This is a genomic window from Aeromonas sp. CD, assembly GCF_033349375.1.
GTDB classification, from domain to species: Bacteria; Pseudomonadota; Gammaproteobacteria; order Enterobacterales; family Aeromonadaceae; genus Aeromonas; species Aeromonas hydrophila.
Genome location: NZ_CP137631.1, coordinates 525404 through 547610 on the forward strand (window position 1 = coordinate 525404; position 22207 = coordinate 547610).

A 22207-nucleotide genomic window follows, 5' to 3' on the forward strand; every position below is an offset into this window, starting at 1 on the left:
AATCGGCGGGTTTTGTTTTATGGCGCTCAGTTCAGCACGGTGCGGGTATCCGGCGCCGTCCGGTAGAGCCCCTGCTGGTAGGCGAGGCTGCCCCACAGCGCCAGGCCGAGGGCCGCATCCTTCATGGTGGCCGGTTGCGGCGCCGGGGTGAGCGTCTCTGTCGCATCCTCATAAATGAAGCCTTCCGGCGCCCGCTCCGGCTGCAGGATCACCACGTCCTTGCCGCGCATCAGGGCGAAGTTCTTGTCGTACTGCATGATGGCGCGCCCCGGCCAGTCGGCGGGCATACGGGTCAGATCCTTGCCGAGCATGGGGTAGTCGGCGCTTATCCCCATCAGGGAGAGCAGGGTTGGCGCCATGTCGATCTGGCTGACGATGCGCGGATCCTGTCTCGGCGCTATGCCGTCACCCACGATGACTCCCGGAATGTGGAAGCGGGGGATGGGCACCAGGCTGGCGCCGCTGACCCGGCTGTCGTGATCGGCGATGACCAGGAACAGGGTGTCCTTCCAGTAGTCCGACTGCTTCGCCTTCTTGAAGAACTCGCCGATGGCGTAGTCTGCGTACTTGGCGGCGTTGTTGCGGGTCTGCTTGGGCTGCTCATAGAGGGCGATGCGATCGTCGGGAAACTCGAACGGATCGTGGTTGCTCGAGCTGAACACCAGGCTGAAGAAGGGCTTGCCCTGCTTGCTGAGCGCTTGGAAGGTCTCGTCGGCCTTGGCCATCAGATCTTCGTCAGAGGCACCCCAGGAGCCCTCGAACACCGGGTTCTTGAAGTCCTTCTGCTCGACGATGGTGGTGAAGCCGTTGCCGAGGAAGAAGCTGCGCATGTTGTCGAAGTGGCTCTCGCCGCCGTAGATGAAGCTGGTGTCGTAGCCCCGCTGCTTGAGCAGATCGGCGATGGTGAAGAAGTTGGTCTGGCTCTTGCCGAGCTTGACCACCGCCTGGGCCGGGGTCGGCGTGAAGCCGGTCAGCACCGCCTCGATGCCGCGCACCGAACGGGTGCCGGTGGCGTAGAGCTGCTCGAACGCCCAACCCTCTTTCGACAAGGCATCGATGTTGGGGGTGAGCGGCAGGCCGCCGAGGGAGCCGACGAACTGGGCGCCCAGGCTCTCCTGCAACAGGATCACCAGGTTCTTCGGCTTGCCGCCGTAGCTGGCCTCGTTGAAGGTCTGGCTGGGCAGGGTGTCGGAGCTGAATTCATGGGATTCGCGGCCGCTCTCCTGGCGAACCAGATCCAGAATGCGCTGACGGGGCAGCTCGCCGTAGAACTGGCTGGCATCCTCCTCGGCCCGCATCTGCTTGATGGCGAAGAACAGGGAGTAGGAGGAGTTGACGGTGAGCGCATTGACCAGCGGATCGCTGGCAAACGCCACCATGGCCGGGTTGAGGGCGCGGTGACCCAGGCTGGAGCGGGCACCGAGAAAACCGATGGCCAGGATCAGCAGGGCGAAGGCGGGCCGCCAGTACCAGCGCGGGAAGCTGATACCGCGCAGCAAGCGGCCGCTCAGCCACCAGCCGCCCGTCAGCACGGCGCCGCTGAACAGCAGTGCCAGCAGCAGCTCACCCTTGCGGCCGGCCCACAGCATGGCGAACACCTCTTTGGGATAGATGAGGTATTCGATGTAGAGGCGGTTGGGTCGCACCCCGTACTCGGTCACGAAGGAGGGGGTGGAGATCTCCAGGAAGAGCAGCAGCCAGAGCCCCAGGGTCAGCCAGACCCGGATGAGCTGCAGCCAGGCACGGCCCACGGCATGGGGGCCGGCCAGCAGCAGGGTGAACACGGCGGGCACCCCCCACAGCCAGCAGAGGGTGGCGAAGTCGACCCGCAGCCCCTGCAGCAGCATCTCCTGCCAGCCGGCGACGGCGTCGACCCGCTCCAGCTGCCAGAGGCCGAGCGCGAGCCGGCTGATGGAGAGAGAGACGAGCGCGATCAATGAAAAAACGGCGATGGGCCAAAACGGTCCCAGCCATCGTCTGATAGTGGTCATTGTTGTTCCTACAAGCCTGTTTGCACCCGTCCACGGGCGCATTGTTTTTATATTGCAGGGTTATGACAGCGAGCCCGGGGAAAGGTTGCGTGTAGGTGCTGTTTAAAAGGATGTTTTGGCACGATTTATGATTTTTATGTGAGGGCGCGCAGGGATAGAAGACAGCATAAACGGCTGGAAAAACTGTGATCCTGCTGGCAAAGCGGTGCGGGGGGCTTATCTATAATGGCGCCGAATTTTCTCAATCGGAGCCGAAGGGATGCCGGTCTTTATCGATGTGGAATATTTGCAAGGGTGGAGCCTGTTCGTGGTGCTCTCGGACGGTACCACGGGGGCGCTGGACCTGACCCCCTGGCGCACCCAGCCGCTGTTCGCGGCGCTGGATTCGGAGCGGCGCTGCGCCCGGGTCTTCATCAATCGCCACCACCAGCTGGAGTGGCCCGCCGGCTGCATCCTGTCGGCCCACGAGGTCTATCACCTGATCAAGCCCATCGACGAGCGGGAAGCGTTCAGCTAACCCCCTGTTTTTGTGAACCACCCCAAGATTCCTGTGACGGGAATGTTTGAGCGTTTGCCTTCCTCACCCAATTTGGGTAAAACCTGCGCAACATTTTGCCAACCCTAGCTTGGCTTCGCCTCAGAGGGCTTGCCGCCACCGCGCCGCAGGCCTTTTTTGCAGCCTGACGGCAAACCTTCCAGTGGCTGAATGGTTTTGGCGGTTGGAATTAAAACAACAATATAAACAGAGAGATAAGGAAAGAGTATGGCTTGTCATATGCGCACCCCGCTGGCCCTGCTGGTGGGCGGTTTTGCCTGTCACGGCGCCGCCGGCCAAGAGCCGGTCCAGCAACTGGAGCCCATGGTGGTGGTCGCCAGTCGCCCCGCCAGCACCCTGGAGGTGACCCTGGATCCCAAGAAGCCAGGCTCCCCCATGCCGGCGGCCGACGGCGCCGGTTACCTCAAGAACGTCACCGGCATGAGCATGGTGCGCAAGGGGGGGCTGGGCGGCGATCCCGTGCTGCGGGGGATGGGCATGTCCCGCCTCAACGTGCAGATGGATGGCGGCATGCTGGCCGGTGGCTGCGGCGGCCGGATGGACCCGCCCACCGCCTACGTCTTTCCCCAATCTTTCGATCGGATCCGGGTGCTGAAGGGGCCGCAATCCCTTGAGCAGGGGGCGACCCTGGCGGGCACCGTGCTGTTCGAGCGGGACAGGCCCGAGTTCACCGCCCCCGGCGTCAAGGCCGAGGCATCGGCGCTCTATGGCAGCTTCGGGCGTGACGACCAGATGCTGGATGCCACAGTAGGGGCGCCACAGGGCTATCTGCGCGGCCAGTTCACCCACTCCGACAGCGATGATTATCGCGACGGTCACGGCGACAAGGTGCGCTCCTTCTATCGACGCGAGAACGGCACCGCCCAGCTCGGCTGGACGCCCAGTGAGCACACCTGGCTGGAGCTCACCGCCGAGCGCAGCAACGCCCGTGCCGCCTATGCGGATCGCACCATGGACGGCCCCATGTTCGACCGTGAATCCTTCGGCCTCAAGCTCAGGCAGGAGCAGATCAGCCGCCACTGGCAGCGCAGCGAGCTGACCCTGTGGGACAACGACATCGACCACATCATGGACAACTTCAGCCTGCGACAAAACAGCGGCATGAAGATGCTCTCCAACCCAGATCGGCGCAACACCGGCGGGCGCTGGGCCAACGACATCGCCCTGCCGGCCGACTGGCTGCTGACCGCCGGGCTCGATGCCAACCGGGATCAGCACAGGGCTCGCAGCGGGGTGGATTACGCCAGCCAGCCGCGCCAGCGCACCCTGCGCTTCGAGCAGCAGGGCGGCTTTGCCGAGCTGGGCCGCCAGCAGGGCGCCCACAGCTACAAGGGGGGTTACCGGCAGGACAGGGTTGAGACCACCCGTTACGGCGCGGGAGATCAGACCCTCTACAGCGATACCCTGACCCTGGACAGCGGCTTTGGTCGCTACGAATACCAGTGGTCGCCGGCCTGGTCGAGCTACCTGGCCTGGGGCCAGGCGAAACGGGCGCCGGACTACTGGGAGCGCAGCAAGGACAGCGTGCCCTTCACCCTCAACCCGGAGCGCAGCCGCCAGTGGGATGCGGGGCTGGCCCTGCGCAGCCGCGAACTGGATCTGACCCTCTCCCTGTTCAGCGCCGACATTCAGGACTACCTGCTCTATAACAACAAGTCGAACAAGGTGCGCAACATCGACGCCCAGACCCGCGGTGGCGAGCTGGAAGGGCGCTGGCAGTTTGCCGAGCAGTGGCGCCTCGATGGCGGGCTGGCGGTGGTCTACGGCGAAAACCAAAGCGATCACCAGCCGCTGGCCCAGATGCCGCCGCTCGACGGCAAGCTGGCGCTGGGCTGGCAGCCGGCCGAGGCGTGGAACCTGACCCTGCTGGGCCGCGCCGTGGCCGCGCAGGATCGGGTCGATGTGGGCTCCGGTACGGTAGCCGGGCAGGATCAGGGGGAGACGCCGGGCTTCTTCACCATGAACCTGAGCGCCGCCTGGCAGTTCCACCCAGGCTGGCAGCTGTCGGCCGGGGTCGACAACCTGTTCGACACCTTCTACTACGAGCACCTCTCCAAGTCGGTGCACGCCAGTCAGGCCGGGCTGGGCTACGAGCAGGTGGGGCGGATTCCGGAGCCGGGCCGCGCCTACTGGCTCTCGGTCAGTTACCGTTTCGCCTCGGCCGGCGTGCTCTAGGCCGGCGCGCCAACCGACTGAGCCAGGTAACGTTTTCAGTCACAGACCCGTGCGGACGGGGCCGCTATCATGGCCCCAGTGCGGCGCTTTGGGCGCCGATACCACCACAGCGGGAACATAACAATGAAACAAGGAACGTTGCGCCATGGCGGCCTCATCGGGGCCGCCCTGTTATTGACGGCTTGCGGCAGCGGAGGCGGGAGCGGCTCCAGCGAGTCCCAGCAGCCCCCGGTCACCAACCCGCCGCCGGCCACCGCCAGCCGCGCCTGCTACGGCAATGATCAGCCGGCCTGCAACCTGCGCACCTATCAGGTGATGGTGGAGTCGTTTGTCGATGGCGACAGCAGCGCCAACTACGGTGTCGGCTACGGCCCCTCCCAGCACAACGGCGATCTGCAGGGGATCATCGACAGCCTGGACCACATCAAGAGCCTCAACGTCAACGCCATCTGGCTGACCCCGGTGTTTGACTCCTGCGCGGGGCAAGGCGGTGACGACAAGCTCGATGCCACCGGCTACTTCGCCTGCGACTTCTTCAACGTGGACCCCAACTTTGGCAGCAACGTCCAGCTCAAGAAGCTGGTGGACGGGGCGCATCAGCGCGGCCTCTACGTCTTCCTCGACGGGGTGTTCGGTCACGTCAACAAGGTGGGGGTGAGCAAGCCCTCGCCCGAGGGACGGCTGCCCGCCCTCAAGAGCGGCGGGGCCGGTTATCCCGGCCAGCTGGTGGATTACAGCCAGCCCCAGAGCCTGGCCTATTTCAAGGAGGTGGCCCGCTATTGGGTCGAGCAGTATGGCATCGACGGCTGGCGCCTCGATCAGGCCTACCAGCTCGGCCTCGATGACTGGCGCGGCATTCGCAGCGAGGTGGAGCGGGCCAGCGCGGCGCGCAAGGCCGCCGGCCAGCAGTGGGGCACCCTCGGCTACATGGTGGGCGAGGTGTGGAAGGGCGCCGACGAGATCCGGGCAGAGGCTTACGGGCCGAGCGACAACCCGGCGCTCTCTTCAGCGTTCGACTTCCCGCTGCGCTACGGTCTGGTGCAGGCGCTGGCGGTGGAGGAGTCCGGCAAGGGCGGTCAGGGGGCCAGCGTGCTCGACGCCAGCTGGAACAAGGTGGAGAACTACCCGAACCACGCCATGCCCAACCTGATGCTGGGCAACCACGATCTGGTGCGCTTCGGCGATCTGCTGGAGCGCGGCAACTTCAATCCGGCGGACTACTGGCAGCGTCACAAGGCGGCCTTCAGCTTCCTGGCGGCCCGCTCCGGCCCCATCACCCTCTACTACGGCGAGGAGTATGGAGACGAGGTGCCGGGCTTTGCCCAGCAGGTGGGCAGCGACTGCGCCGCGCAGGGGCTCTGTGACGATCACGTGGCCCGCAGCGATGGCAAGGTGCCAGGTGCCACCGGCTTTGTGCCGAGCAGCGAGCAGAGCGAGCTGAAACAGTGGCTCAGCCAGCTGCTGGCCCTGCGCGCCGCCCACCCCGCCCTCTATCAGGGGGAGCGGGTCAAGCTGGTGGCCGAGGGGAGCGTCTATGGCGACATCAAGCAGACGGCGGCGGAGCAAGTAGTCTACCTGCTCAACGTCTCAAGCACGCCCCAGAGTTACGCGGTGCCAGTTGGCAAGCTGCGCAGTGCCAGCGCCCTGGTGGATCTGCAGAGCGGCGAGAGCCTGGCCATCGGCAGCAGCAGCGTGACGGTGGATTTGCCGCCGCTGAGCGGCCGCTTCCTGCTGGTGCGCTAAGCGAGGTTGGCAGCAAAAAGGGCTCCGTAATGGAGCCCTTTTTCATGGGGGAGGTCACTTCTCGATGCCGCTGCCGAGTTCGTCCTGATGGGGGGCGGCCTGCGCGTGGCCATTGCCGTGGCGCCAGCTCTCCAGCCGGTTGTGGACTCCGCGGCGCAGGCTCTTGAAGCTGGTCTCCAGGTAGTCCACCCCCACCAGGATGGAGAGGGTGACGCCGGTGAGCAGCAGCGCCTGGTGCAGCATCTGCATGCCGATGAGGGCGCCGAGGGCGGCCAGCATCCAGACGGTGGCGGCGGAGGTGACCCCCAGTACCTGGCCATCCCGGGTCATCATCACCCCGGCGCCGAGAAAGCCGATGCCGGTGATGAGCTGGCCCAGCACCCGCGCCTGATCGGCGCTCTGGGGGCTGACGGCGGCACCGATGGCGAGAAAGCAGTAGGTGCCGAGGATGATGAGCGAGGAGGTGCGGATACCGACCGGCTTGCCGCGCAGCTGCCGCTCCAGCCCTACCAGGGTGCCGCACACCAGACAGACCAGGATGTTCTCCCAGCCAAGGGGAGCAATGTCCCACCAATCAGTCGTCATCATATCCACCTCTGCTCTCGATGCTTGTTATCCGGCCGCGCTCTGCCCCCGGTTTTCCAGCCGCTGGCGGAAGGCCCGGGCGAGGCGCTCGTAGAGGTCCTTTGCCTCTCTGTCCTCAATATCGCCACGTATCCAGGGATTGTCGATGATTTCCAGCAGCACGCAGTCACGCCCCTGCTGGCGCAGATCGACCCCGAACAGGCCGTTGCCGAGTTGATGGACCGCGCGGCGGGCGGTCTGCAGCACCCGCTCCGGCACCTCGTTGAGCGGCAGCGCCTCAATGCGGCTCATGTCGAGAGGGTGCTTGCGGCGGCGGATGCGGTTGCCGGGCTCGGGGCGGAAACGGCGGCAGGCAAACAGCGGCGAGCCGTCGAGAAAGCCGATGCGCCAGTCGAACTCGGCGGGGATCCGGCTCTGCACCAGCAGCAGGGCGGAGCGGGCCAGCCCCTCGTCCAGCAGACGGGCCAGTTGCTGCTCGTCGCTGGCCATGGCCAGATCGCGCCCCTGCGCCCCGTCGGGCACCTTCACCATCAGCGGCAGGCCGAGCCGCTGCACCAGTTCGTCCACGTGGTGGCGGCCGCGGCGGGTCACCACCATGGTGGGCGGCATGGGCACGCCGCTGCGCACCATCAGCTCGTAGAGGTAGAGCTTGTTGCTGCAGGCGAGGATGGCGCGGGAGCTGTCGATCACCGGCATCTTGAGCTGCTCGGCGCGGCGGGCAAATTCGAAGGTGTAGTGGCCGACCGCGGTTTCGGAGCGCAGCCAAAGGGTGTCGAACTCCGGCAGCCGTTCGATGGCCGACGGCGCCAGGATCTCGGCCCGGATCCCCTGCGCGGCGGCCGCCTTGATGAAGCGATCCAGCGCCAGCGCATCGCTGCTGGCGCGGCCGTCGTTGGGGTCGACCAGGATGGCGAGCTGGTAGAGCGGCGCCGCCTGCTCCTCGTCACCGGTGCCCACCAGTGCCTGGGCGTGGTGCAGCATCAGCGCCTTTTCGCTTGGGCTCAGCGCCAGCGGTGACAGGCTCTGCTGCTGGCGCACCGACCAGCCGTGGCGGCCGCGCTTGAGGGTCAGCTCCTGCAGCGGCAGCTGGCTGAGGCCATAGTAGTAGCGGGCCAGCCCCGCCAGTTCGCTCTGTTCGCACTGGCCGAAGATGGCGCGCACCCGGATCCTGTCTTCGCTCTGCAGGGCCAGCCAGCCCTGCAGCTTGCGCCACAGCTTGGCCGGCGGCTGCTGGGGTTGCAGCTGGCTGATGGCTTGCAGGCCCGGCAGGCAGTGGTGGCCGCGGGCCTGGGCCAGCAGCGAGCAGTAGTAGCCGGCACTGAGGTGCTCCAGATTGCGGCAGAGGTTGATGATGCGGGGGCGGCCGCCGGTGGTGGGCACCCCGTGTTGCAGGTAGGTACGGGCGGTCAGCAGATAATCGGCATGGCAAGGCCAGTCGCCCGGCTCTTCGACGATGACGTAGGTACTCATTTTTTCGGCTCCACAGATGAAACTGCCTTAAACGGCAGGATCCCCAGTGGGCTTCGATGCACCGACAAGCACGACAATGGCGCGAGGGGAAACAAGAGGTTACAGTGCCTAATATGCCGCCTTGGTAACTTGTGATACAAGTCGCATTTTTGGTGATGAAGATAAATAACCGAACAAGGACTCCCCGTGTTGACCGTGCGCGCGGCCCGGACCGATGATCTGGGCGCCATCGTTAAGCTGGAACGCTACTGTTTTCCCCCCGAAGTCGCCTTTGGCCGCAGCCGCTGGCACTATCTGCTGACCCACGCCAAGGGGCGTACCCTGCTGGTGCTGGACCAGCAGGAGCAGCTGATGGGCTACCTCTGCCTGCTGGAGCACAGGGGCTGGGATCGGCTGATCATCCAGACCCTCGCCATCCGCTGGACCATCCGCCGGCAAGGCTGGGCTCGCCGCCTGCTGGAGCAGGTGATCCAGGAGGGCAAAGAGGCCGGCTGGGGGGCGATCCGGCTGGAGGTCGGCGATGCCAATGAAGAGGCGCAGGCTCTCTATCGCGAGCTGGGTTTTCGGCCCAGACAGAAGCTGCCGGACTATTATGGCCACGGTCAGCACGCCCACCGGCTGGTGCTGGCACTGAAGCAGGCCTGAGAGAGGAGAGGGGATGAGCTGCGACAACTGCCTCGCCACTGCCATCAAGGCCAAGCTGGGGCGCTGCCCGGTCTGCGCCGGCCAGACCTTCGTCATCGGCCTGGTCGGTTGGCTGGTCTGGTGGTGGTGTGGCGCCGACACCTCGGTCAACGCCCTCACCGGCCTGCTGTTCGCGCTGGGGGGATCGGGCCTGTTGCTGCTCCACCTGCTGGTGTTTGTCTGGCGCAGGGCGACCGGACGTGAGTTGAGCGATGAATGAATCAGATTGATTTCAAACAGATAAATAACAATAGCGCTGTAGATATGGAGGTTCAGATGATAGCAATGGTAACGGGCGCCTCGTCCGGGTTTGGTGAGTCCATCAGCCGTCAGCTGGTGCAGGCGGGCTACAAGGTGATCGGTACCGGCCGTCGCGGCGAACGGCTGGCGGCGCTGGCCGACGAACTGGGCGCGCAGTTCCTGCCGCTGGCGTTCGACGTGCAGGACAAGGCGGCCACCCGCGCCGCCATCGATGGGCTGCCTGCCGAGTGGCGCGAGGTGGATCTGCTGGTCAACAACGCCGGTCTGGCGCTGGGGCTGGAGCCGGCCCACAAGGCGGATCTGGAAGACTGGGAGCAGATGATCGCCACCAACATCAGCGGTCTGACCCTTCTCACCCGATTGCTGCTGCCGGGCATGGTGGCGCGCAATCGCGGCCACGTCATCAACATCGGCTCCATCGCCGGCACCTACCCCTATCCGGGCGGCAACGTCTACGGCGCCACCAAGGCGTTCGTGAAGCAGTTCAGTCTCAACCTGCGCGCCGATCTGGCGGGCACCGCCATCCGCGTCACCAACGTGGAACCGGGCCTATGTGGCGGCACCGAGTTCTCCAACGTGCGCTTCCACGGTGACGATGCCAAGGCGGCCACCGTCTATCAGGGGGTGCAGGCGATCCAGCCGGAAGACATCGCCAATACCGTGCTCTGGGTGAGCCAGCAACCGGCCCACGTCAACATCAACAGCATCGAGATCATGCCGGTGGCGCAGACCTTCGGCCCACTCCATATCAGCCGCCGCTGATGGCGGCAGCTGACGAAATAAAAGAGGCTCCCCTGGGAGCCTCTTTTCGTTGGTGAGCCGATTACAGGCTCATGATCTTCTTGAACTCCTCCGGCGAATACTTCTGCTCGGTGCGCTTGGTGAGATCCGTCATCAGCTTGTAGCGCAGATCTTTGGCCATCTGATAGGTCTGCTCCAGCTGGCCATAGGAGTAGTCGGCGGCCAGCCCTATGGCGGTAGCCTTGTCGCTGGCATAGGCCTGCTTCAGGCTCTGGTCTAGCAGGGCCACCTCCTGGTAGAGCTTGCTGCTCTCCTTGCTCCAGACGTTTCGCAGCAGCGGCAGGTACTTGTCCGGATCGGCGCTGGCCAGCGCGGTCAGGCTGCGGAACTGCCAGTAGGCGGAGTCATCGGAGTAGCTGTCGCTGCCGGTGCGATAGGGCAGGGGATAGGACTCCAGGGTGTTGTAGAGCGGCACCATCACCGATTCAGCCAGCACGCCGTAGCTCTGCCAGATAAGCCCCTGCAGCTCTTTGGGCATCTCCTTGCGCAGCTGGATGACGTGGGATTCCAGCTGCCTGTCGATGCGGATCGGCCGCTCCGCCTTGCCGGCCAGCGGCGTACCGTCATAGGTGGCACTCAGCAGCCTGGCCACGTCCGGCACGGCGATGGGAGTATCCGGCTTCATAAAGAGCGGATATTGCGCCTGCCGGGTCGGCTGCGGGTGGCTGGCGGTCAGCATCTTCTGGCCGAGCCACTCTCGATCCACGTTGTAGGGGTCGGCAATCACCCCGAACGCCTTGGCGAAGTTGAACTCTTTCGGGTCGGCGTTATCCAGCAGTTTGTGTTCGCGCACGAACTCCAGCAGCCTGGGCGAGTGCAGCACATCGGCGCCGTCGAGATCGACGCCGTGGATGCGCAGGCCGTTGGCCACCATGGCGTAGCTGTCGTCCGGCACCCGCACCGCGATCCAGTGGTGGCCGGAGCCGATCTCCATCAGCCAGGCCTCGTTCACATCCGCCAGATAGAGGCTGTTGCCTTCCCCGGCGCCATATTGCTCCACATAGCGGCCGAGCAGTGCGACCCCCTCTTTGGCTGTCTTGGCCTGCGGCAGGATCAGGGTCGGGATGATGGCCTCGATGACCCCCTTCTCGATCAGCGGATCGGCTTTTTGGGCCTGGTCGTTGACCTCGGCGCTGGTGGTGGCCGAGATGGCGACGTTGAACTCGTTGATGCCGCGCTCTTCATAATATTTGCCGGCCGGGTCGCTGGCTGTGGCATCCCAGTCGCGGATGGCGGAGTAGGCGAAGAAGGCCTTGGGCATCGGCACTTCCAGCCCGTTGCCCAGTTTCCAGATTGTGCCCTCGTTCTGCTGGGCGGGCCGGAAGGCCAGGTACTTGTTCCAGTTGTTGACGCCAAAATCCTCGTTTCTGGCGATCATCACGCTGCCATCGGCAGTGGCGCCTTTACCGACGATGAGGCCGGTACAGGCGTCGGCACTGGTGCCAAGCAGGGTGAGCAGGGTGGCGGAGAGAAGACTCAAGGTGTGTTTTTTCATGGGATTGCCCGAAGCGTAACTGTGAGTGAAAGCCAGGCGGTGGGATGCAGGTCTGCCGCAGAGCGATCAGCCGCCGATACGCTGCCGGGGGATCGTGCTGCTCATGGTCGATGACGCAAACATTTCATCCATAACACTGCTTGCTGGTCGTTTTGTGCGCCGAAATTGTATGCCTTGCTGGTTGTTTATTTTGTGATCCATGAGCCGTTCCTTTGCTTTGTCTGGTAAAGCGTGAAAAAGGCAGCGATATACACCAGAAGCTGCCGATTGGGCAGCGCAGCGTCATGATTCTGACGTCGAGATGGCCATGGATCAGCTCGCAAGCCCGTGCGAGCCGGGATCTGCACCAATCTGGCAAGTTGGCCTGCAACTTGCTGGTTTTATTGCCAATGATGGGGCCTGGCGCCTCATGCCATCGAATCAGTGACCTCGTCATGCCGGATCGGCATGCAGACTGGAGCCCCCATGGATATCAAACCCTACAGCCAGCAGCTTGCCCAGAGCGCCTCCAACAACCGCGCCCTCGCCACCCTCAGCAGTGCCGACAGCGGCCAGGGTGGCGGCTGGGAAGATCTGGTCAACCTCTCCTCCCAGCGGATCACTGGCCAGGCCCAGCAGGCGTTGACCTATGAACACCTGGCCAAGAACAGCAAGCTGCCGCCGGCGCTCGATATCGGCTCCGACAAGGGGGGCGTGATGCAGCAGCTGGTGGACAAGGCGCTCGGCTTTGATCGCAAGAAGTTCAACGAGCTAGAAGAGAAGCTCAAGACGATTGCCGACAACAAGCAGCTGACTGCCGAGGAGCGGGCGGAGCAGAGCAAGCCGCTGAACGAGCAGCGGGACGCCATGTTGCAGGATGCGATGGACCGCCTCACCGGCAAGAAGAGCAGCGCCAAGGAAGAGACCAAGAACGCCTGAACGGCGGGATGACTCGAACGGCAATCCTTGGTCGATGGGGGCAACCACTTGCCCCTGTGCAGGTACCATGAGCGGGCTGCCGATGCGGCGCAGCACGGGCCGCTGTGCGCCGCCACCACGGCAGCAAAAAAGGGAGGGCGGTTGCCACTCCCTCGATGACCGGACGGCGTCCGGCCGCTGCATCGGCTCAGGCCGTCGCTATTTCTTTTCGGGCAGGATGCCGATCCCCACCGCCTGGGTCTGAACGGCCTTGATCTGGTCGCCCTTGGCGATCAGCGCAAACTGGGCCGGGTTGTGTACCTTGAGCACCAGGGTGTGATCCACCCCCTTCACCGTGATGGTCTGCTGCCCCTTGTCGACCGCGATGACGTCGCCATAGAGGGTGACCTTTTTGCCGATCCCGGCGCCCGGCTTCTCGCCTGCCTCGGCCTTGCCAGCCGCCACTTCCACGATGCGTTTTCTCACCCCGGCAGTGCCCTTGAGCAGCTCCAGATCCAGCATCTGCAGGTAGCGGAGTGCCACCACGTCGCCCACCTTGAGGTTGGCCAGGTTGGTGACCTGCTCACCGGCGACGATGTCGAACGCCTCGCCGGCGGCGTTCTTCAGGCTGACCTTGCGGCTGGCCATATCGATGGCGGTGACCGTGGCCTGGGCCGAGACGGCCTCCACCAGGTTGGCCTTGCCAGGGGCCGTGGTGACTTCGGTCGCCACCTCGGCAGCCTGCGCCTGACAGGTCGAGAGGGAAAGCAAACCGGCAATCCATGCATGCTTGAGTTTCATGTGTCAGACCTTATGAGCAAAAGAGTGAAGAGGGCGGGAGCGGGCGTTGAGGGTTGCGCACCCGGTTCCCAGAGAGACCATAGCAGAGCGGCACAGAAACAGGGGCGGCGCCGCACGACTTCCTTACGGCGACCCGACCCTCGCTGTGCAATCTGATAGCCGGCTCCCGTTTTTTGACCTGCTGGAGCCACAGGCGCACAATTCCCCTGCATGCATTCAACCGAGGGCTCTGCCGTGTACAACTTCCAATATGCCAATCCTACCCGCGTCTGTTTCGGTGACGGCCAGATCGCCAAGCTGCCCGAACTGATCCCGGCCGGCAGCCGCCTGCTGGTGCTCTACGGCGGCGGCAGCATCAAACAGAACGGGGTCTATGAGCAGTTGACCCAGGCGCTGGCGGGACGGGAGTGGCTGGAGTTTCCCGGCATCGGCGCCAACCCCCAGTACGATCAGCTGATGGAGGCGGTGGCCCTGGTCAAGCGCGAGCGCATCGACTTCCTGCTGGCGGTCGGCGGCGGTTCCGTGGTGGATGGCAGCAAGTTCGTGGCCGCCGCGGCCTGCTTCGAGGGGGCGGATCCCTGGGAGATCCTGCTGCACAAGGCCCCCATCAAGGCGGCGTTGCCGCTGGGCTGCGTGCTGACCCTGCCGGCCACCGGCTCGGAGAGCAACCCGGCCGCCGTGGTGAGCCGCGGGGAGGCCAAACTCTCCTTCATGAACCCGCTGGTGCAGCCGGTGTTTGCGGTACTGGATCCCACGACCACCTACAGCCTGCCGCCGCGCCAGGTGGGCAACGGGGTGGTGGATGCCTTCGTCCACATCATCGAGCAGTACCTCACCTTCCCGGTGGGGGGCGAGGTGCAGGACCGGCTGGCGGAAGGGCTGCTGCAGGTGCTGGTGGACAACGGCCCGCGCGCGCTGGCGGAGCCCACCAACTACCAGGTGCGCGCCAACCTGATGTGGGCGGCCAGCCTGGCGCTCAACGGCCTCATCGGTCGCGGTGTGCCGCAGGACTGGTCCACCCACGCCATCGGCCACCAGCTCACCGCCCTGCATGGGCTGGATCATGCCCAGAGTCTGGCGGTGGTGCTGCCCTCCCTACTGCGCGAGCAATCGGCCCAGAAGCAGGAGAAGCTGGCCCAGTTCGCGGAACGGGTATGGCACTCCAGCCGCGAGGACAAGGCGCTGCGCATTGAGGAGGCGATCATCCGCACCGAGCAGTTCTTCCAGCAGATGGGGGTGGGCACCCGTCTCGCCGATTACGGCCTGAGCGAGAGCTGCATCCCCGGCATCTGCTCCAACCTCAAGCGTTTCGGCCTGACCGCCCTCGGTGAGCAGCAGGACATAGATCCCGACAAGGTAGCCAGGATCCTGTCCCACGCGCTTTAAGTCAGGGGACTCGCGCCTGGCAATCAGAGTGGTGCGGATCCTTTCTCACACGCTCTGATCATCTGGCTGACGAGCAGAAAAAAACGCCCCGATCATCGGGGCGTTTTGCATGGTGTCGCCGGGCGCGGCCGTTTATCCGGCGCTGCGGTCCAGTTCGCGCTCCAGCGCCGCCGCTTTCTGGCGGGCCGGGTGAGTGTTGAGGCGCTGCCAGTAGGCCTGCAGATGCGGGAACTGGGCCAGCTGGCCGCTCTGGGCCAGCAGATCCACCAGGAAGGAGTTCAGGATGTCGGCGCCGGTGAGGCGATCGGCCACGAGATAGCGGCGGCTTGCCAGCACCTCGTTGAGATAGCCCAGCACCTTGGCGCACTCGGCTTTGGCGTAGTCCGGTAGGAAGCGCATCGGGCTGCCGTCCTTGCGCACGAACATGTCGAGCAGCAGCGGCAGAATGCCCGAGCTCTCGGCGAAGTGGAGCCACTGCAGGTATTCGGCATAGTCCGGGCTATCTTGATCCGGTGCCAGCCGATCGGCGGCGTGGCGGGCGATCAGGTACTCGGTGATGGCGCCCGATTCCGCCAGCACCCGGCCGTCGAACTCGATGACCGGCGACTTGCCGAGGGGGTGGATGGCTTTTAGCTCGGGCGGCGCCAGAAAGGTGTCGGCATCGCGCTGGTAAGCCTTGATCTCATAGGGCAGGCCCAGCTCTTCGAGCAGCCAGATGATGCGCTGGGAGCGGGATTTGTTCAGGTGGTGCAGGACTATCATGGAAACCTCGACGCAGTGACGGAAGGCGGTGATACGCAGCGGCGCGGTGGCAGGTTCACCGCTGGCCAAAAAAGAGCGGGCTTGATGCCCGCTCGCTCAACACCTGACTTATGCCTCCAGCGCCTGATCCAGATCCGCCAGTATGTCCTCGATGGCTTCGATCCCCACCGACAGCCGGATCATCTCAGGTTTCACGCCGGCCTTGGCCTGCTCTTCCTCGCTCAACTGGCGATGGGTGGTGGAGGCCGGGTGGCAGGCCAGCGACTTGGCATCGCCGATGTTGACCAGCCGCTTGAAGATCTTGAGCGCATCGTAGAAGCGCACGCCCGCCTCGTAGCCATCTTTCAGACCGAACGAGAGAATGGCCGAGGGGCGGCCAGCCATGTATTTCTCCGCCAGCAGGTAGTGGGGGTGACCCGGCAGACCGGCGTAGCTGACCCAGGCTACCTTGGGGTGATGCTTGAGGTGATGAGCCACCTGCAGGGCGTTGTCCACGTGGCGCTCCATGCGCAGGCTCAGGGTCTCCAGCCCCTGCAGCAGCAGGAAGGCGTTCATCGGCGCCAGCGCCGCGCCGGTATTGCGCAGCGGCACGGTGCGCACCCGCCCGATGAAGGCGGCCGGGCCAAAGGCCTCGGTGTAGACCACCCCGTGATATGAAGGTTCGGGTTTGGTCAGCTGGGGGAAGCGCTCGGCGTGCTCCGCCCAGGGGAACTTGCCCGAGTCGACGATGACGCCCCCCAGCGAGTTGCCGTGGCCGCCGACGTATTTGGTCAGGCTGTGCACCACGATGTCGGCGCCGTGCTCGATGGGTTTGCACAGCACCGGGGTGGCGACCGTGTTGTCGACGATGAGTGGCACGCCGCGGGCGTGGGCCACCTTGGCGAAGGCCGCCAGATCGACGATGTTGCCGGCCGGGTTGCCGATGCTCTCGCAGTAGACCGCCTTGGTTTTGTCGTCGATGAGGGCGGCGATGGCCTCGGCGCTGTCATCCCTGGCGAAGCGTACCTCGACCCCGAAGCTCGGCAGCATGTGGGCGAACAGGGTGTAGGTGCCGCCATAGAGCTGGGGGGTCGAGACTATATTGTCGCCGGCGGCAGTCAGCGCCTGGATGGCGTAGGTGATGGCGGCGGAACCCGCCGAGACCACCAGGCCGGCGATGCCCCCTTCCAGCGCGGCCATCCGCTGCTCCAGCACATCGTTGGTGGGGTTCATGATGCGGGTGTAGATGTTGCCTGGCACCGCCAGATTGAACAGATCCGCCCCGTGCTGGGCGCTCTCGAACTCGTAGGCCACCGTCTGGTAGATGGGCACGGCGACGGCCTTGGTGGTGGGGTCGCTGGCAAAGCCGTGGTGCAGGGCCAGGGTCGCATCTTTCATCACACACTCCTTGTTGGATGTTGCTGGGTAGCAGTTATAGATGGATAGACGTCCAATCTATCAGGCCCAGCGCCGATGTAAACCACCCAATCCGGCAAAGCAATTGCGCCCGCTGGCGAACTGCGCCCTCCCTTGTGCGATCCGGGCGAGGGGGGGTCAGAGGCGGCGGCGATACTCCTTGTCGTCGATCTGCTGCATGTCCCACTGCATCAGGCGGTTGAGCTGGCTCATGGGATCCTCGATCAGGGTCAGCGGTCTGGGCAGGATCCGCTTGAAGTAACGGCGCAGGATCTGCTGGATCCGGTTCGGTTTGATGGGGTTGGCGTGGCTCATGATGGTGCTCCTCTGCTGTGGTTCTCACGTTCGCCAGCAGTATTGAGCTAAAATGCGGAAGTAAAAACTGATGACTTTCAACAACAGGATTTCCTCTTTTATGCCCACCAGCCGCCTTTACCAGCAATTCCAACGGCTCGCCCAGCAGCTTGGCTGTGACGAGCGGGAGATCAGCCTCGCCGAGGTGGCGGATCTGCTCTGCTGCACCCCGCGCAACGCCCGCCTGCTGCTGCGCCGCATGCAGGATCAGGGCTGGCTCAGCTGGGCGGCGGAGGCCGGACGGGGGCGGCGCTCCCGGCTCACCCTGCTCGACAACCAGGAGAGCCTGACCCGGCGCCGGCTACGGGATCTGCTTAGCCAAGGCCAGCTGGCGCAGGCGGTACGGCTGGCCGAAGATCGCCTCGAGCTGCTCACCCCGCTGCTCATCGAGCAGCTCGGCCAGGCCACCCGGGAAGGGCGCCAGATCCTGCGGGTGCCCTACTACCGGCCGCTGCCGCGCCTGCTGCCCACCGGCCCGCTGCGCCGCTCCGAAATCCACCTGAGCCGCCAGATCTTCAACGGCCTGACCCGGCGAAATGAGGAAAATGGGGAAATCGAGGGGGATCTGGCCCACCACTGGGAGTGTCTGGGCCCCTGCCACTGGCGCTTCTACTTGAGGCCGGCGGTGCGTTTTCACCACGGCCGCGAGCTGGTGGTGGAGGACGTGGTGGAGAGCCTGCTGGCCCTGCGGGATCGCCCGCTGTTTGCCCATCTGGCGCGGCTGGAGAGCCCCTGGCCGCGCACCCTGGATCTTCATCTCGACAGCCCGGATCCTCTGCTGCCCCAGCTGCTGGCCGAGCCGGTGGCGGCCATCCTGCCGCGCGAGCTCAAGGGGGAGGCGGGCTTTGCCCTGCAGCCGGTAGGCACAGGCCCCTACCGGGTGACCGCCAACGACCCGCTGCAACTGTGCCTCGAGGCATTCGACGACTACTTCGGCCTGCGGGCCCTGCTCGACGAGATCGACATCTGGATGCTGCCGGAGCTGGCGGAGCGGCTGGAGAGCCACCTGCAGCTGGGGCGCGACAGCCCCGAACTCGGCACCATGCGCGGCGAGTCCGAGCTGGAATCCGGCTGCTACTTCCTGCTGCAGGACGACAGATCCGCATCCTTGCAGGATCCCGCCCTGCGCCAGTGGCTGGCCGGCCTGCTCAACCCCATCGCCCTGATGGCGCGGGTCGCCCCCGAGCTGCAGCGGGGCTGGACCAGCGCGCTCGGTCTCTTGCCCCACTGGCGCGAGGCCCAGTCGGCCCCGCTGCCGATGCCGGAGCAGCTGCCGCGTCGGCTGGTGCTGGCCTGCTTCAACCAGCACCTGGAATTCAACGAGTGCGCCAACGCCATGAGCAGCCTGCTGGCAGAGCAGGGGATCCGGCTCGAGGTGCGCACCCTGGATTACGGCCGCTGGGTGAGCGGGGCGGACGAGGACGTGGATCTCTGGCTCGGCACCCTCAACCTGGAGCACGAACACGCCTTCGCCCCCTACGCCTGGTTGCAGGGCACCCCGCTGCTGCGCAAGGTGTGGGGCGGCCAGCAGCGTCTGTGGCAGGGGCTGACGCAGTGGCGTGCCAGCGGCGAGGAGCCGGGGCCGCGCGCCTTGCTGGCAAGCGTGCAGCAGCAGGGCTGGTTCGTGCCGCTGTTTCACCACTGGCTGGAACTGGAGAGCCGGGTCGGCGTGCACGGGGTGCGGATGACGGCGCTCGGTTGGTTCGATTTTCGCAGCGCCTGGCTGCGCCCGGAGCTGGCCGTCGGCGCCGGCGATACGACGGGGGAGCTTGAGTCCAAAGGCGGGCCGCGTTAGCCTGAGCGCGGTCCAACGACAAGGAGTCGATATCCATGCTGGAAATGCAGATCCAACCCCGTTTTCAAGAGACAGATGCCCTCGGCCACATCAACAACACGGTGCCGGCGGTCTGGTTTGAATCGGCCCGCGACCCGCTGTTTCGCATCTTCTCCCCCGAGCTGGATGTGCACAACTGGCATCTGATCATCGCGGGCTACACGGTGCAGTTCAAACGGGAGCTGTTCTACGGCCAGCAGGTATTGATCAAAACCGGGGTCCGCCGCATCGGCTCCAGCTCCTTCACGCTCTGGCAGGAAGCCTGGCAGGGGGACGAGCTGGCGGTGACCGCCGAAACCACCCTGATCCATTTTGACTACCAGTCCCGCCAGTCCATTCCCCTGAGCGATCGCCACCGGGAGGGGCTGCGAGCCTGGCTGATAGAAAGCTAACCTTGGCCCGTCGGCCAATCACAGGACACTTATGCGCAATACCGTGATCGCCCTGAGCCTCGGCTTGGGACTGGGGCTCTGCTCCCTGCCTTCCGTGGCGGCCTCCCTCGCCGAGCAGTTCTCCCTGATGGAAAAGGGGGCCGAGAGCGCCCTCGATACTCGTTTGTTCAGCCACGATGGCGTCGACATCAAGGCCTGGGTGGATGGCGCTCCCGTCATCATCGCCGTGCCCATCATGAACGAGCAGGGCAAGCTGGAAGGGAAGAGCAGCTACTACTTCAAGGGCGGCAAGCTGTTCGGGGTGAAGGAGCCCGCCGCCCAGTTCGCCTTTGACGACAGTAGCAAGCTGACCCAGTGGCTGGACGAGAAGGGCCAGCCCGCCGAGTTCGTCAGCAAGATGAGCATGCAGCAGCGGGAAGTCTGGCTCACCAAACGGGCGGCCGAGCTGGGCAAACTGTTTGCCCAGAGCCCGGCCGAACAGAAGGCGGCCAAGGGGGGCGTCAAGCTCAAGGGAGCGGAGCTCGCCCACTGGCTCTGCAACGGCAAGCTGATGGCACTGGCCGGGGGTGACAAGGTGACCTTCGAGCAGGCCAAGCTCAAGACCCGTGCCGAGGGCATCGAGGGGGAAGTCTCCCTGCGCCAGGAGAAGGGGTGGCAGGATCTGAGCCTCAAGTGCGAGGTGCAGGGAACCCAGGTGACCCGCCTCACCTGGCAGCCGCTGCCGGGCGCCAACAAGCCGCTGTAAGCACGGTTGCAGCATGAAGCGAGGGGGCCCAGATATGGACCCCCTTTTATTTATTGTGGTGACGACTCGCCCAGCCTGAGCCGGGTGAGGGCTTCCACCCGTCGCCACTGGTCGGGCTCGAACCAGCGCGCCAGGATCTCCGGCTGCTGTTCGGCCCGGCGCTCGTCGGGCAGGGGCTTGAGTTCGGCCAGATAGCCGGCCAGCTGTTGCTCGAATCCCTGCTGACTCTCCGCCAGCAGGTGCAGCCGGTCCGCCGCCTCCGGCCCCAGTTGCTCGCGCAGCACGGCGTCCCGCTCGGTCGCGGGCAGCCGCTCCAGACTCTGCAGGTCGCCGAGCAGGCGGCTGTTGGCCTCCGCCTCCCGAAACCACTGGGGCTGCTCCGCCAGCCAGAGCTCGAGCTCGCTCGCCAGCAGCGGCTTGTCGGCATCGCCAGCCTCCGCCAGCGCCTTGCGGCGCAGGGTCCACTGCTCCATCAGCCGATCTTCGGCAAACAGCTGCTCCTGCTCGGCCGGGGTGAAGCTCTGCTGGCGCAACTGCTCGCGCTCGTCGAACAGCACCTGCAGGCTGGCCAGACCCGGATCGGTCGGTACCGTCAGGCTGCCTTCGGCGGCGAGAAAGGCTTCATAGCGGGCCTGCAGCGAGTTCTCATCGGGCGAGGAGGCCGCCTGCCGGGCCTGGGTGGAGCTCGGCCCTGCCTCTTGCGCCGGGGGAGCGGCTGGGGTGGAGTTCAGGGCGGACCACAGCTGCCAGCCCCCCAGCAGAAGGGCCGCTCCCAGCGGAGCGGCTATCAGCCATGCCTTGCTCATAGCCCCAGTCTCTGCAGGCGGTTGGCGTGCTGGCGATAGAGGCTGACCGGGTCGGTCTCAAACAGGTGGCGAATGCCGAACGACTGGTTCACCTCGTCCAAGTGGTTCATCCGGTAGTCGGTGCCGATCACCTTGCCGAGGTGGCTGCTGCACACCCCGACCAGGCCGTCGTTGGGCTCCTTGAAGAAGCTGCCGGTCAGCGCCAGCGCCGGATCCACCGGATCCAGGATGTTGGTCATGGTGCCGCGTCCGCTCCAGGAGAAGTAGTAGACACCATTGGCGGCCTGCATGGGCCCTTCGCCACAGTACTGGCTGGGCAGCCCCTCGGGGTAGCGCTGGTTGAAGCGCTGGGCGCCGGCGCTGGTGAGTGCGTCGAGGGCGGCGAGGGGATCCTGCGGCAGCTGGCTGCCCCCGGAGAGCAGCGAGATGACCCCGGACAGGGCGGAGGCGGCGGCCACCGCCAGCTTCTCGGCCACCGAGCCCGGTGCCACGTTGGCGCGCACCAGATCGGCGATCTCCGAGCCGTAGTTGACCCCGCCCACGCTGGTGGCGGAGGCGACCAGCTCGGGGGCGACCGAGGCGACGTAGCGAATGGTGGGGCCGCCGTGGGAGTGGCCGATGAGGTTTACCTTCTCCGCCCCCGTGATGGCCAGCACCTGCTGCACCTGCCTGAGCAGCTGCTCACCGCGCAGTTCCGAGCTCTGGGTGGCGGAGACCTGAGCCACATAGACCCTGGCGCCATCCCGGGTCAGCGCCTGGGGGATGCCGTAGAAGTAGTCGACCCCGAGCAGCTTGTCGAAGCCGAACAGACCATGCACCAGCACTATGGGGTAGCGGGTCTGGGTATAACCTGCCGCCTGGCCCAGCATGGGCAGGGCGCACAGCAGCACCAATAGCCATTTTTTCATCTTGTCCATCCTTGTGAATAAGGTTGCCGCAGCGGCAACCACCGGCCTCATGCCAGTACCAACCAGCATGACGGAGCGGGACGTTTGCATCTGTGCAAATGATCACCAAACAGACAGATTCAAAAAAGCCCTACCCATATGGGCAGGGCTGTTGGCGGTGCCGGCA

At 65.2% G+C, this 22207-nt stretch carries 22 protein-coding genes; 11 read left to right on the forward strand and 11 right to left on the reverse strand.

The annotated features are described in order from the left end of the window. Positions 1-26: 26 nt before the first annotated feature. Positions 27-1991, reverse strand: coding sequence for an LTA synthase family protein (locus R2E40_RS02425; RefSeq protein WP_318164675.1), 1965 nt, complete (start codon positions 1989-1991; stop codon positions 27-29). 259 nt (positions 1992-2250) lie between these two features. Here R2E40_RS02425 and R2E40_RS02430 point away from each other — a divergent pair, with 259 nt between their 5' ends. The 3 genes from R2E40_RS02430 to R2E40_RS02440 all read left to right on the forward strand — a co-directional run bounded on the left by R2E40_RS02430 (position 2251) and on the right by R2E40_RS02440 (position 6465). Further along, positions 2251-2508, forward strand: a complete 258-nt coding sequence (locus tag R2E40_RS02430) for a DUF2442 domain-containing protein (protein WP_011704466.1) — start codon at positions 2251-2253, stop codon at positions 2506-2508. A 246-nt stretch (positions 2509-2754) separates the two neighbouring features. Further along, positions 2755-4722 (forward strand): TonB-dependent copper receptor, encoded by a 1968-nt coding sequence (locus R2E40_RS02435; RefSeq protein ID WP_318164676.1) that lies wholly within the window; start codon positions 2755-2757, stop codon positions 4720-4722. 123 nt (positions 4723-4845) lie between these two features. Then, a complete protein-coding gene (locus R2E40_RS02440; RefSeq protein ID WP_318164677.1) occupies positions 4846-6465 on the forward strand; it encodes an alpha-amylase family protein in 1620 nt (539 codons plus the stop codon). 54 nt (positions 6466-6519) lie between these two features. Here R2E40_RS02440 and R2E40_RS02445 read toward each other — a convergent pair whose 3' ends face one another. Both R2E40_RS02445 and R2E40_RS02450 read right to left on the reverse strand, forming a co-directional pair. After that, the gene (locus R2E40_RS02445) at positions 6520-7053 is read right to left on the reverse strand and encodes an MgtC/SapB family protein (protein ID WP_016349269.1); all 534 of its coding nucleotides are present in this window, start codon (positions 7051-7053) and stop codon (positions 6520-6522) included. A gap of 24 nt (positions 7054-7077) precedes the next feature. Further along, a complete protein-coding gene (locus tag R2E40_RS02450; protein WP_318164678.1) occupies positions 7078-8520 on the reverse strand; it encodes a RimK family protein in 1443 nt (480 codons plus the stop codon). 186 nt (positions 8521-8706) lie between these two features. On the opposite strand from R2E40_RS02450, the gene R2E40_RS02455 reads away from it, so the two are divergent. From R2E40_RS02455 to R2E40_RS02465, 3 genes are read left to right on the forward strand one after another with little or no spacing between them, the layout of a single operon-like run. Beyond that, a complete protein-coding gene (locus tag R2E40_RS02455; protein WP_024946079.1) occupies positions 8707-9165 on the forward strand; it encodes a GNAT family N-acetyltransferase in 459 nt (152 codons plus the stop codon). 13 nt (positions 9166-9178) lie between these two features. Beyond that, positions 9179-9424 (forward strand): DUF3624 domain-containing protein, encoded by a 246-nt coding sequence (locus R2E40_RS02460; RefSeq protein WP_011704472.1) that lies wholly within the window; start codon positions 9179-9181, stop codon positions 9422-9424. Positions 9425-9480: 56 nt separating this feature from the next. After that, the gene (locus R2E40_RS02465; RefSeq protein WP_318164679.1) at positions 9481-10227 is read left to right on the forward strand and encodes an SDR family oxidoreductase; all 747 of its coding nucleotides are present in this window, start codon (positions 9481-9483) and stop codon (positions 10225-10227) included. 61 nt (positions 10228-10288) lie between these two features. Here the strand turns inward: R2E40_RS02465 and R2E40_RS02470 are convergent, their stop codons facing one another. Further along, complete coding sequence (locus R2E40_RS02470; protein ID WP_318164680.1) at positions 10289-11761, reverse strand: C69 family dipeptidase; 1473 nt, start codon at positions 11759-11761, stop codon at positions 10289-10291. Between the two features lie 66 nt (positions 11762-11827). Then, positions 11828-11962, reverse strand: a complete 135-nt coding sequence (locus R2E40_RS02475) for a hypothetical protein (protein ID WP_318164681.1) — start codon at positions 11960-11962, stop codon at positions 11828-11830. Positions 11963-12226: 264 nt separating this feature from the next. On the opposite strand from R2E40_RS02475, the gene R2E40_RS02480 reads away from it, so the two are divergent. Next, the gene (locus R2E40_RS02480; protein WP_318164682.1) at positions 12227-12679 is read left to right on the forward strand and encodes a hypothetical protein; all 453 of its coding nucleotides are present in this window, start codon (positions 12227-12229) and stop codon (positions 12677-12679) included. Positions 12680-12877: 198 nt separating this feature from the next. Here the strand turns inward: R2E40_RS02480 and R2E40_RS02485 are convergent, their stop codons facing one another. Next, entirely contained in the window at positions 12878-13459 is a 582-nt protein-coding gene (locus tag R2E40_RS02485; RefSeq protein ID WP_318164683.1) for a hypothetical protein, read from the reverse strand. A gap of 210 nt (positions 13460-13669) precedes the next feature. On the opposite strand from R2E40_RS02485, the gene R2E40_RS02490 reads away from it, so the two are divergent. Next, the gene (locus tag R2E40_RS02490) at positions 13670-14845 is read left to right on the forward strand and encodes an iron-containing alcohol dehydrogenase (RefSeq protein ID WP_318164684.1); all 1176 of its coding nucleotides are present in this window, start codon (positions 13670-13672) and stop codon (positions 14843-14845) included. A gap of 132 nt (positions 14846-14977) precedes the next feature. Here R2E40_RS02490 and R2E40_RS02495 read toward each other — a convergent pair whose 3' ends face one another. The 3 genes from R2E40_RS02495 to R2E40_RS02505 all read right to left on the reverse strand — a co-directional run bounded on the left by R2E40_RS02495 (position 14978) and on the right by R2E40_RS02505 (position 17317). Then, positions 14978-15607, reverse strand: coding sequence for a glutathione S-transferase (locus R2E40_RS02495; RefSeq protein ID WP_318165530.1), 630 nt, complete (start codon positions 15605-15607; stop codon positions 14978-14980). A 108-nt stretch (positions 15608-15715) separates the two neighbouring features. Then, positions 15716-16984, reverse strand: a complete 1269-nt coding sequence (locus tag R2E40_RS02500) for an O-acetylhomoserine aminocarboxypropyltransferase/cysteine synthase family protein (RefSeq protein WP_318164685.1) — start codon at positions 16982-16984, stop codon at positions 15716-15718. A 156-nt stretch (positions 16985-17140) separates the two neighbouring features. Further along, positions 17141-17317, reverse strand: coding sequence for a hypothetical protein (locus tag R2E40_RS02505; RefSeq protein WP_318164686.1), 177 nt, complete (start codon positions 17315-17317; stop codon positions 17141-17143). 100 nt (positions 17318-17417) lie between these two features. On the opposite strand from R2E40_RS02505, the gene sgrR reads away from it, so the two are divergent. From sgrR to R2E40_RS02520, 3 genes are read left to right on the forward strand one after another with little or no spacing between them, the layout of a single operon-like run. Further along, complete coding sequence (gene sgrR, locus R2E40_RS02510; RefSeq protein ID WP_318164687.1) at positions 17418-19151, forward strand: HTH-type transcriptional regulator SgrR; 1734 nt, start codon at positions 17418-17420, stop codon at positions 19149-19151. Positions 19152-19186: 35 nt separating this feature from the next. Further along, positions 19187-19582, forward strand: coding sequence for an acyl-CoA thioesterase (locus tag R2E40_RS02515; RefSeq protein ID WP_011704482.1), 396 nt, complete (start codon positions 19187-19189; stop codon positions 19580-19582). Between the two features lie 31 nt (positions 19583-19613). Beyond that, positions 19614-20327: a hypothetical protein gene (locus R2E40_RS02520; protein ID WP_318164688.1), complete on the forward strand. Its 714-nt coding sequence runs from the start codon at positions 19614-19616 to the stop codon at positions 20325-20327. A 50-nt stretch (positions 20328-20377) separates the two neighbouring features. Here the strand turns inward: R2E40_RS02520 and R2E40_RS02525 are convergent, their stop codons facing one another. Both R2E40_RS02525 and R2E40_RS02530 read right to left on the reverse strand, forming a co-directional pair. Continuing rightward, positions 20378-21133, reverse strand: coding sequence for a lipase secretion chaperone (locus R2E40_RS02525; RefSeq protein ID WP_077097569.1), 756 nt, complete (start codon positions 21131-21133; stop codon positions 20378-20380). Then, positions 21130-22041 carry a lipase family alpha/beta hydrolase gene (locus R2E40_RS02530; RefSeq protein WP_016349285.1) on the reverse strand — a complete coding sequence of 304 codons (912 nt, stop codon included), beginning with the start codon at positions 22039-22041 and terminating at the stop codon, positions 21130-21132. The genes R2E40_RS02525 and R2E40_RS02530 overlap by 4 nt, the downstream gene beginning before the upstream one ends. Positions 22042-22207: the final 166 nt, after the last annotated feature.

Coding starts and splice junctions, on each gene's coding strand:
- R2E40_RS02505 (WP_318164686.1), bottom strand. CDS start 17,317: ATGAGCCACGCCAACCCCATCAAACCGAACCGGATCCAGCAGATCCTG.
- R2E40_RS02525 (WP_077097569.1), bottom strand. CDS start 21,133: ATGAGCAAGGCATGGCTGATAGCCGCTCCGCTGGGAGCGGCCCTTCTG.
- R2E40_RS02520 (WP_318164688.1), top strand. CDS start 19,614: ATGCGCAATACCGTGATCGCCCTGAGCCTCGGCTTGGGACTGGGGCTC.
- R2E40_RS02485 (WP_318164683.1), bottom strand. CDS start 13,459: ATGAAACTCAAGCATGCATGGATTGCCGGTTTGCTTTCCCTCTCGACC.
- R2E40_RS02430 (WP_011704466.1), top strand. CDS start 2,251: ATGCCGGTCTTTATCGATGTGGAATATTTGCAAGGGTGGAGCCTGTTC.
- R2E40_RS02500 (WP_318164685.1), bottom strand. CDS start 16,984: ATGAAAGATGCGACCCTGGCCCTGCACCACGGCTTTGCCAGCGACCCC.
- R2E40_RS02495 (WP_318165530.1), bottom strand. CDS start 15,607: ATGATAGTCCTGCACCACCTGAACAAATCCCGCTCCCAGCGCATCATC.
- R2E40_RS02440 (WP_318164677.1), top strand. CDS start 4,846: ATGAAACAAGGAACGTTGCGCCATGGCGGCCTCATCGGGGCCGCCCTG.
- R2E40_RS02480 (WP_318164682.1), top strand. CDS start 12,227: ATGGATATCAAACCCTACAGCCAGCAGCTTGCCCAGAGCGCCTCCAAC.
- R2E40_RS02465 (WP_318164679.1), top strand. CDS start 9,481: ATGATAGCAATGGTAACGGGCGCCTCGTCCGGGTTTGGTGAGTCCATC.
- R2E40_RS02425 (WP_318164675.1), bottom strand. CDS start 1,991: ATGACCACTATCAGACGATGGCTGGGACCGTTTTGGCCCATCGCCGTT.
- R2E40_RS02450 (WP_318164678.1), bottom strand. CDS start 8,520: ATGAGTACCTACGTCATCGTCGAAGAGCCGGGCGACTGGCCTTGCCAT.
- R2E40_RS02490 (WP_318164684.1), top strand. CDS start 13,670: ATGCATTCAACCGAGGGCTCTGCCGTGTACAACTTCCAATATGCCAAT.
- R2E40_RS02435 (WP_318164676.1), top strand. CDS start 2,755: ATGGCTTGTCATATGCGCACCCCGCTGGCCCTGCTGGTGGGCGGTTTT.
- R2E40_RS02470 (WP_318164680.1), bottom strand. CDS start 11,761: ATGAAAAAACACACCTTGAGTCTTCTCTCCGCCACCCTGCTCACCCTG.
- R2E40_RS02530 (WP_016349285.1), bottom strand. CDS start 22,041: ATGAAAAAATGGCTATTGGTGCTGCTGTGCGCCCTGCCCATGCTGGGC.
- sgrR (WP_318164687.1), top strand. CDS start 17,418: ATGCCCACCAGCCGCCTTTACCAGCAATTCCAACGGCTCGCCCAGCAG.
- R2E40_RS02460 (WP_011704472.1), top strand. CDS start 9,179: ATGAGCTGCGACAACTGCCTCGCCACTGCCATCAAGGCCAAGCTGGGG.
- R2E40_RS02445 (WP_016349269.1), bottom strand. CDS start 7,053: ATGATGACGACTGATTGGTGGGACATTGCTCCCCTTGGCTGGGAGAAC.
- R2E40_RS02475 (WP_318164681.1), bottom strand. CDS start 11,962: ATGGATCACAAAATAAACAACCAGCAAGGCATACAATTTCGGCGCACA.
- R2E40_RS02515 (WP_011704482.1), top strand. CDS start 19,187: ATGCTGGAAATGCAGATCCAACCCCGTTTTCAAGAGACAGATGCCCTC.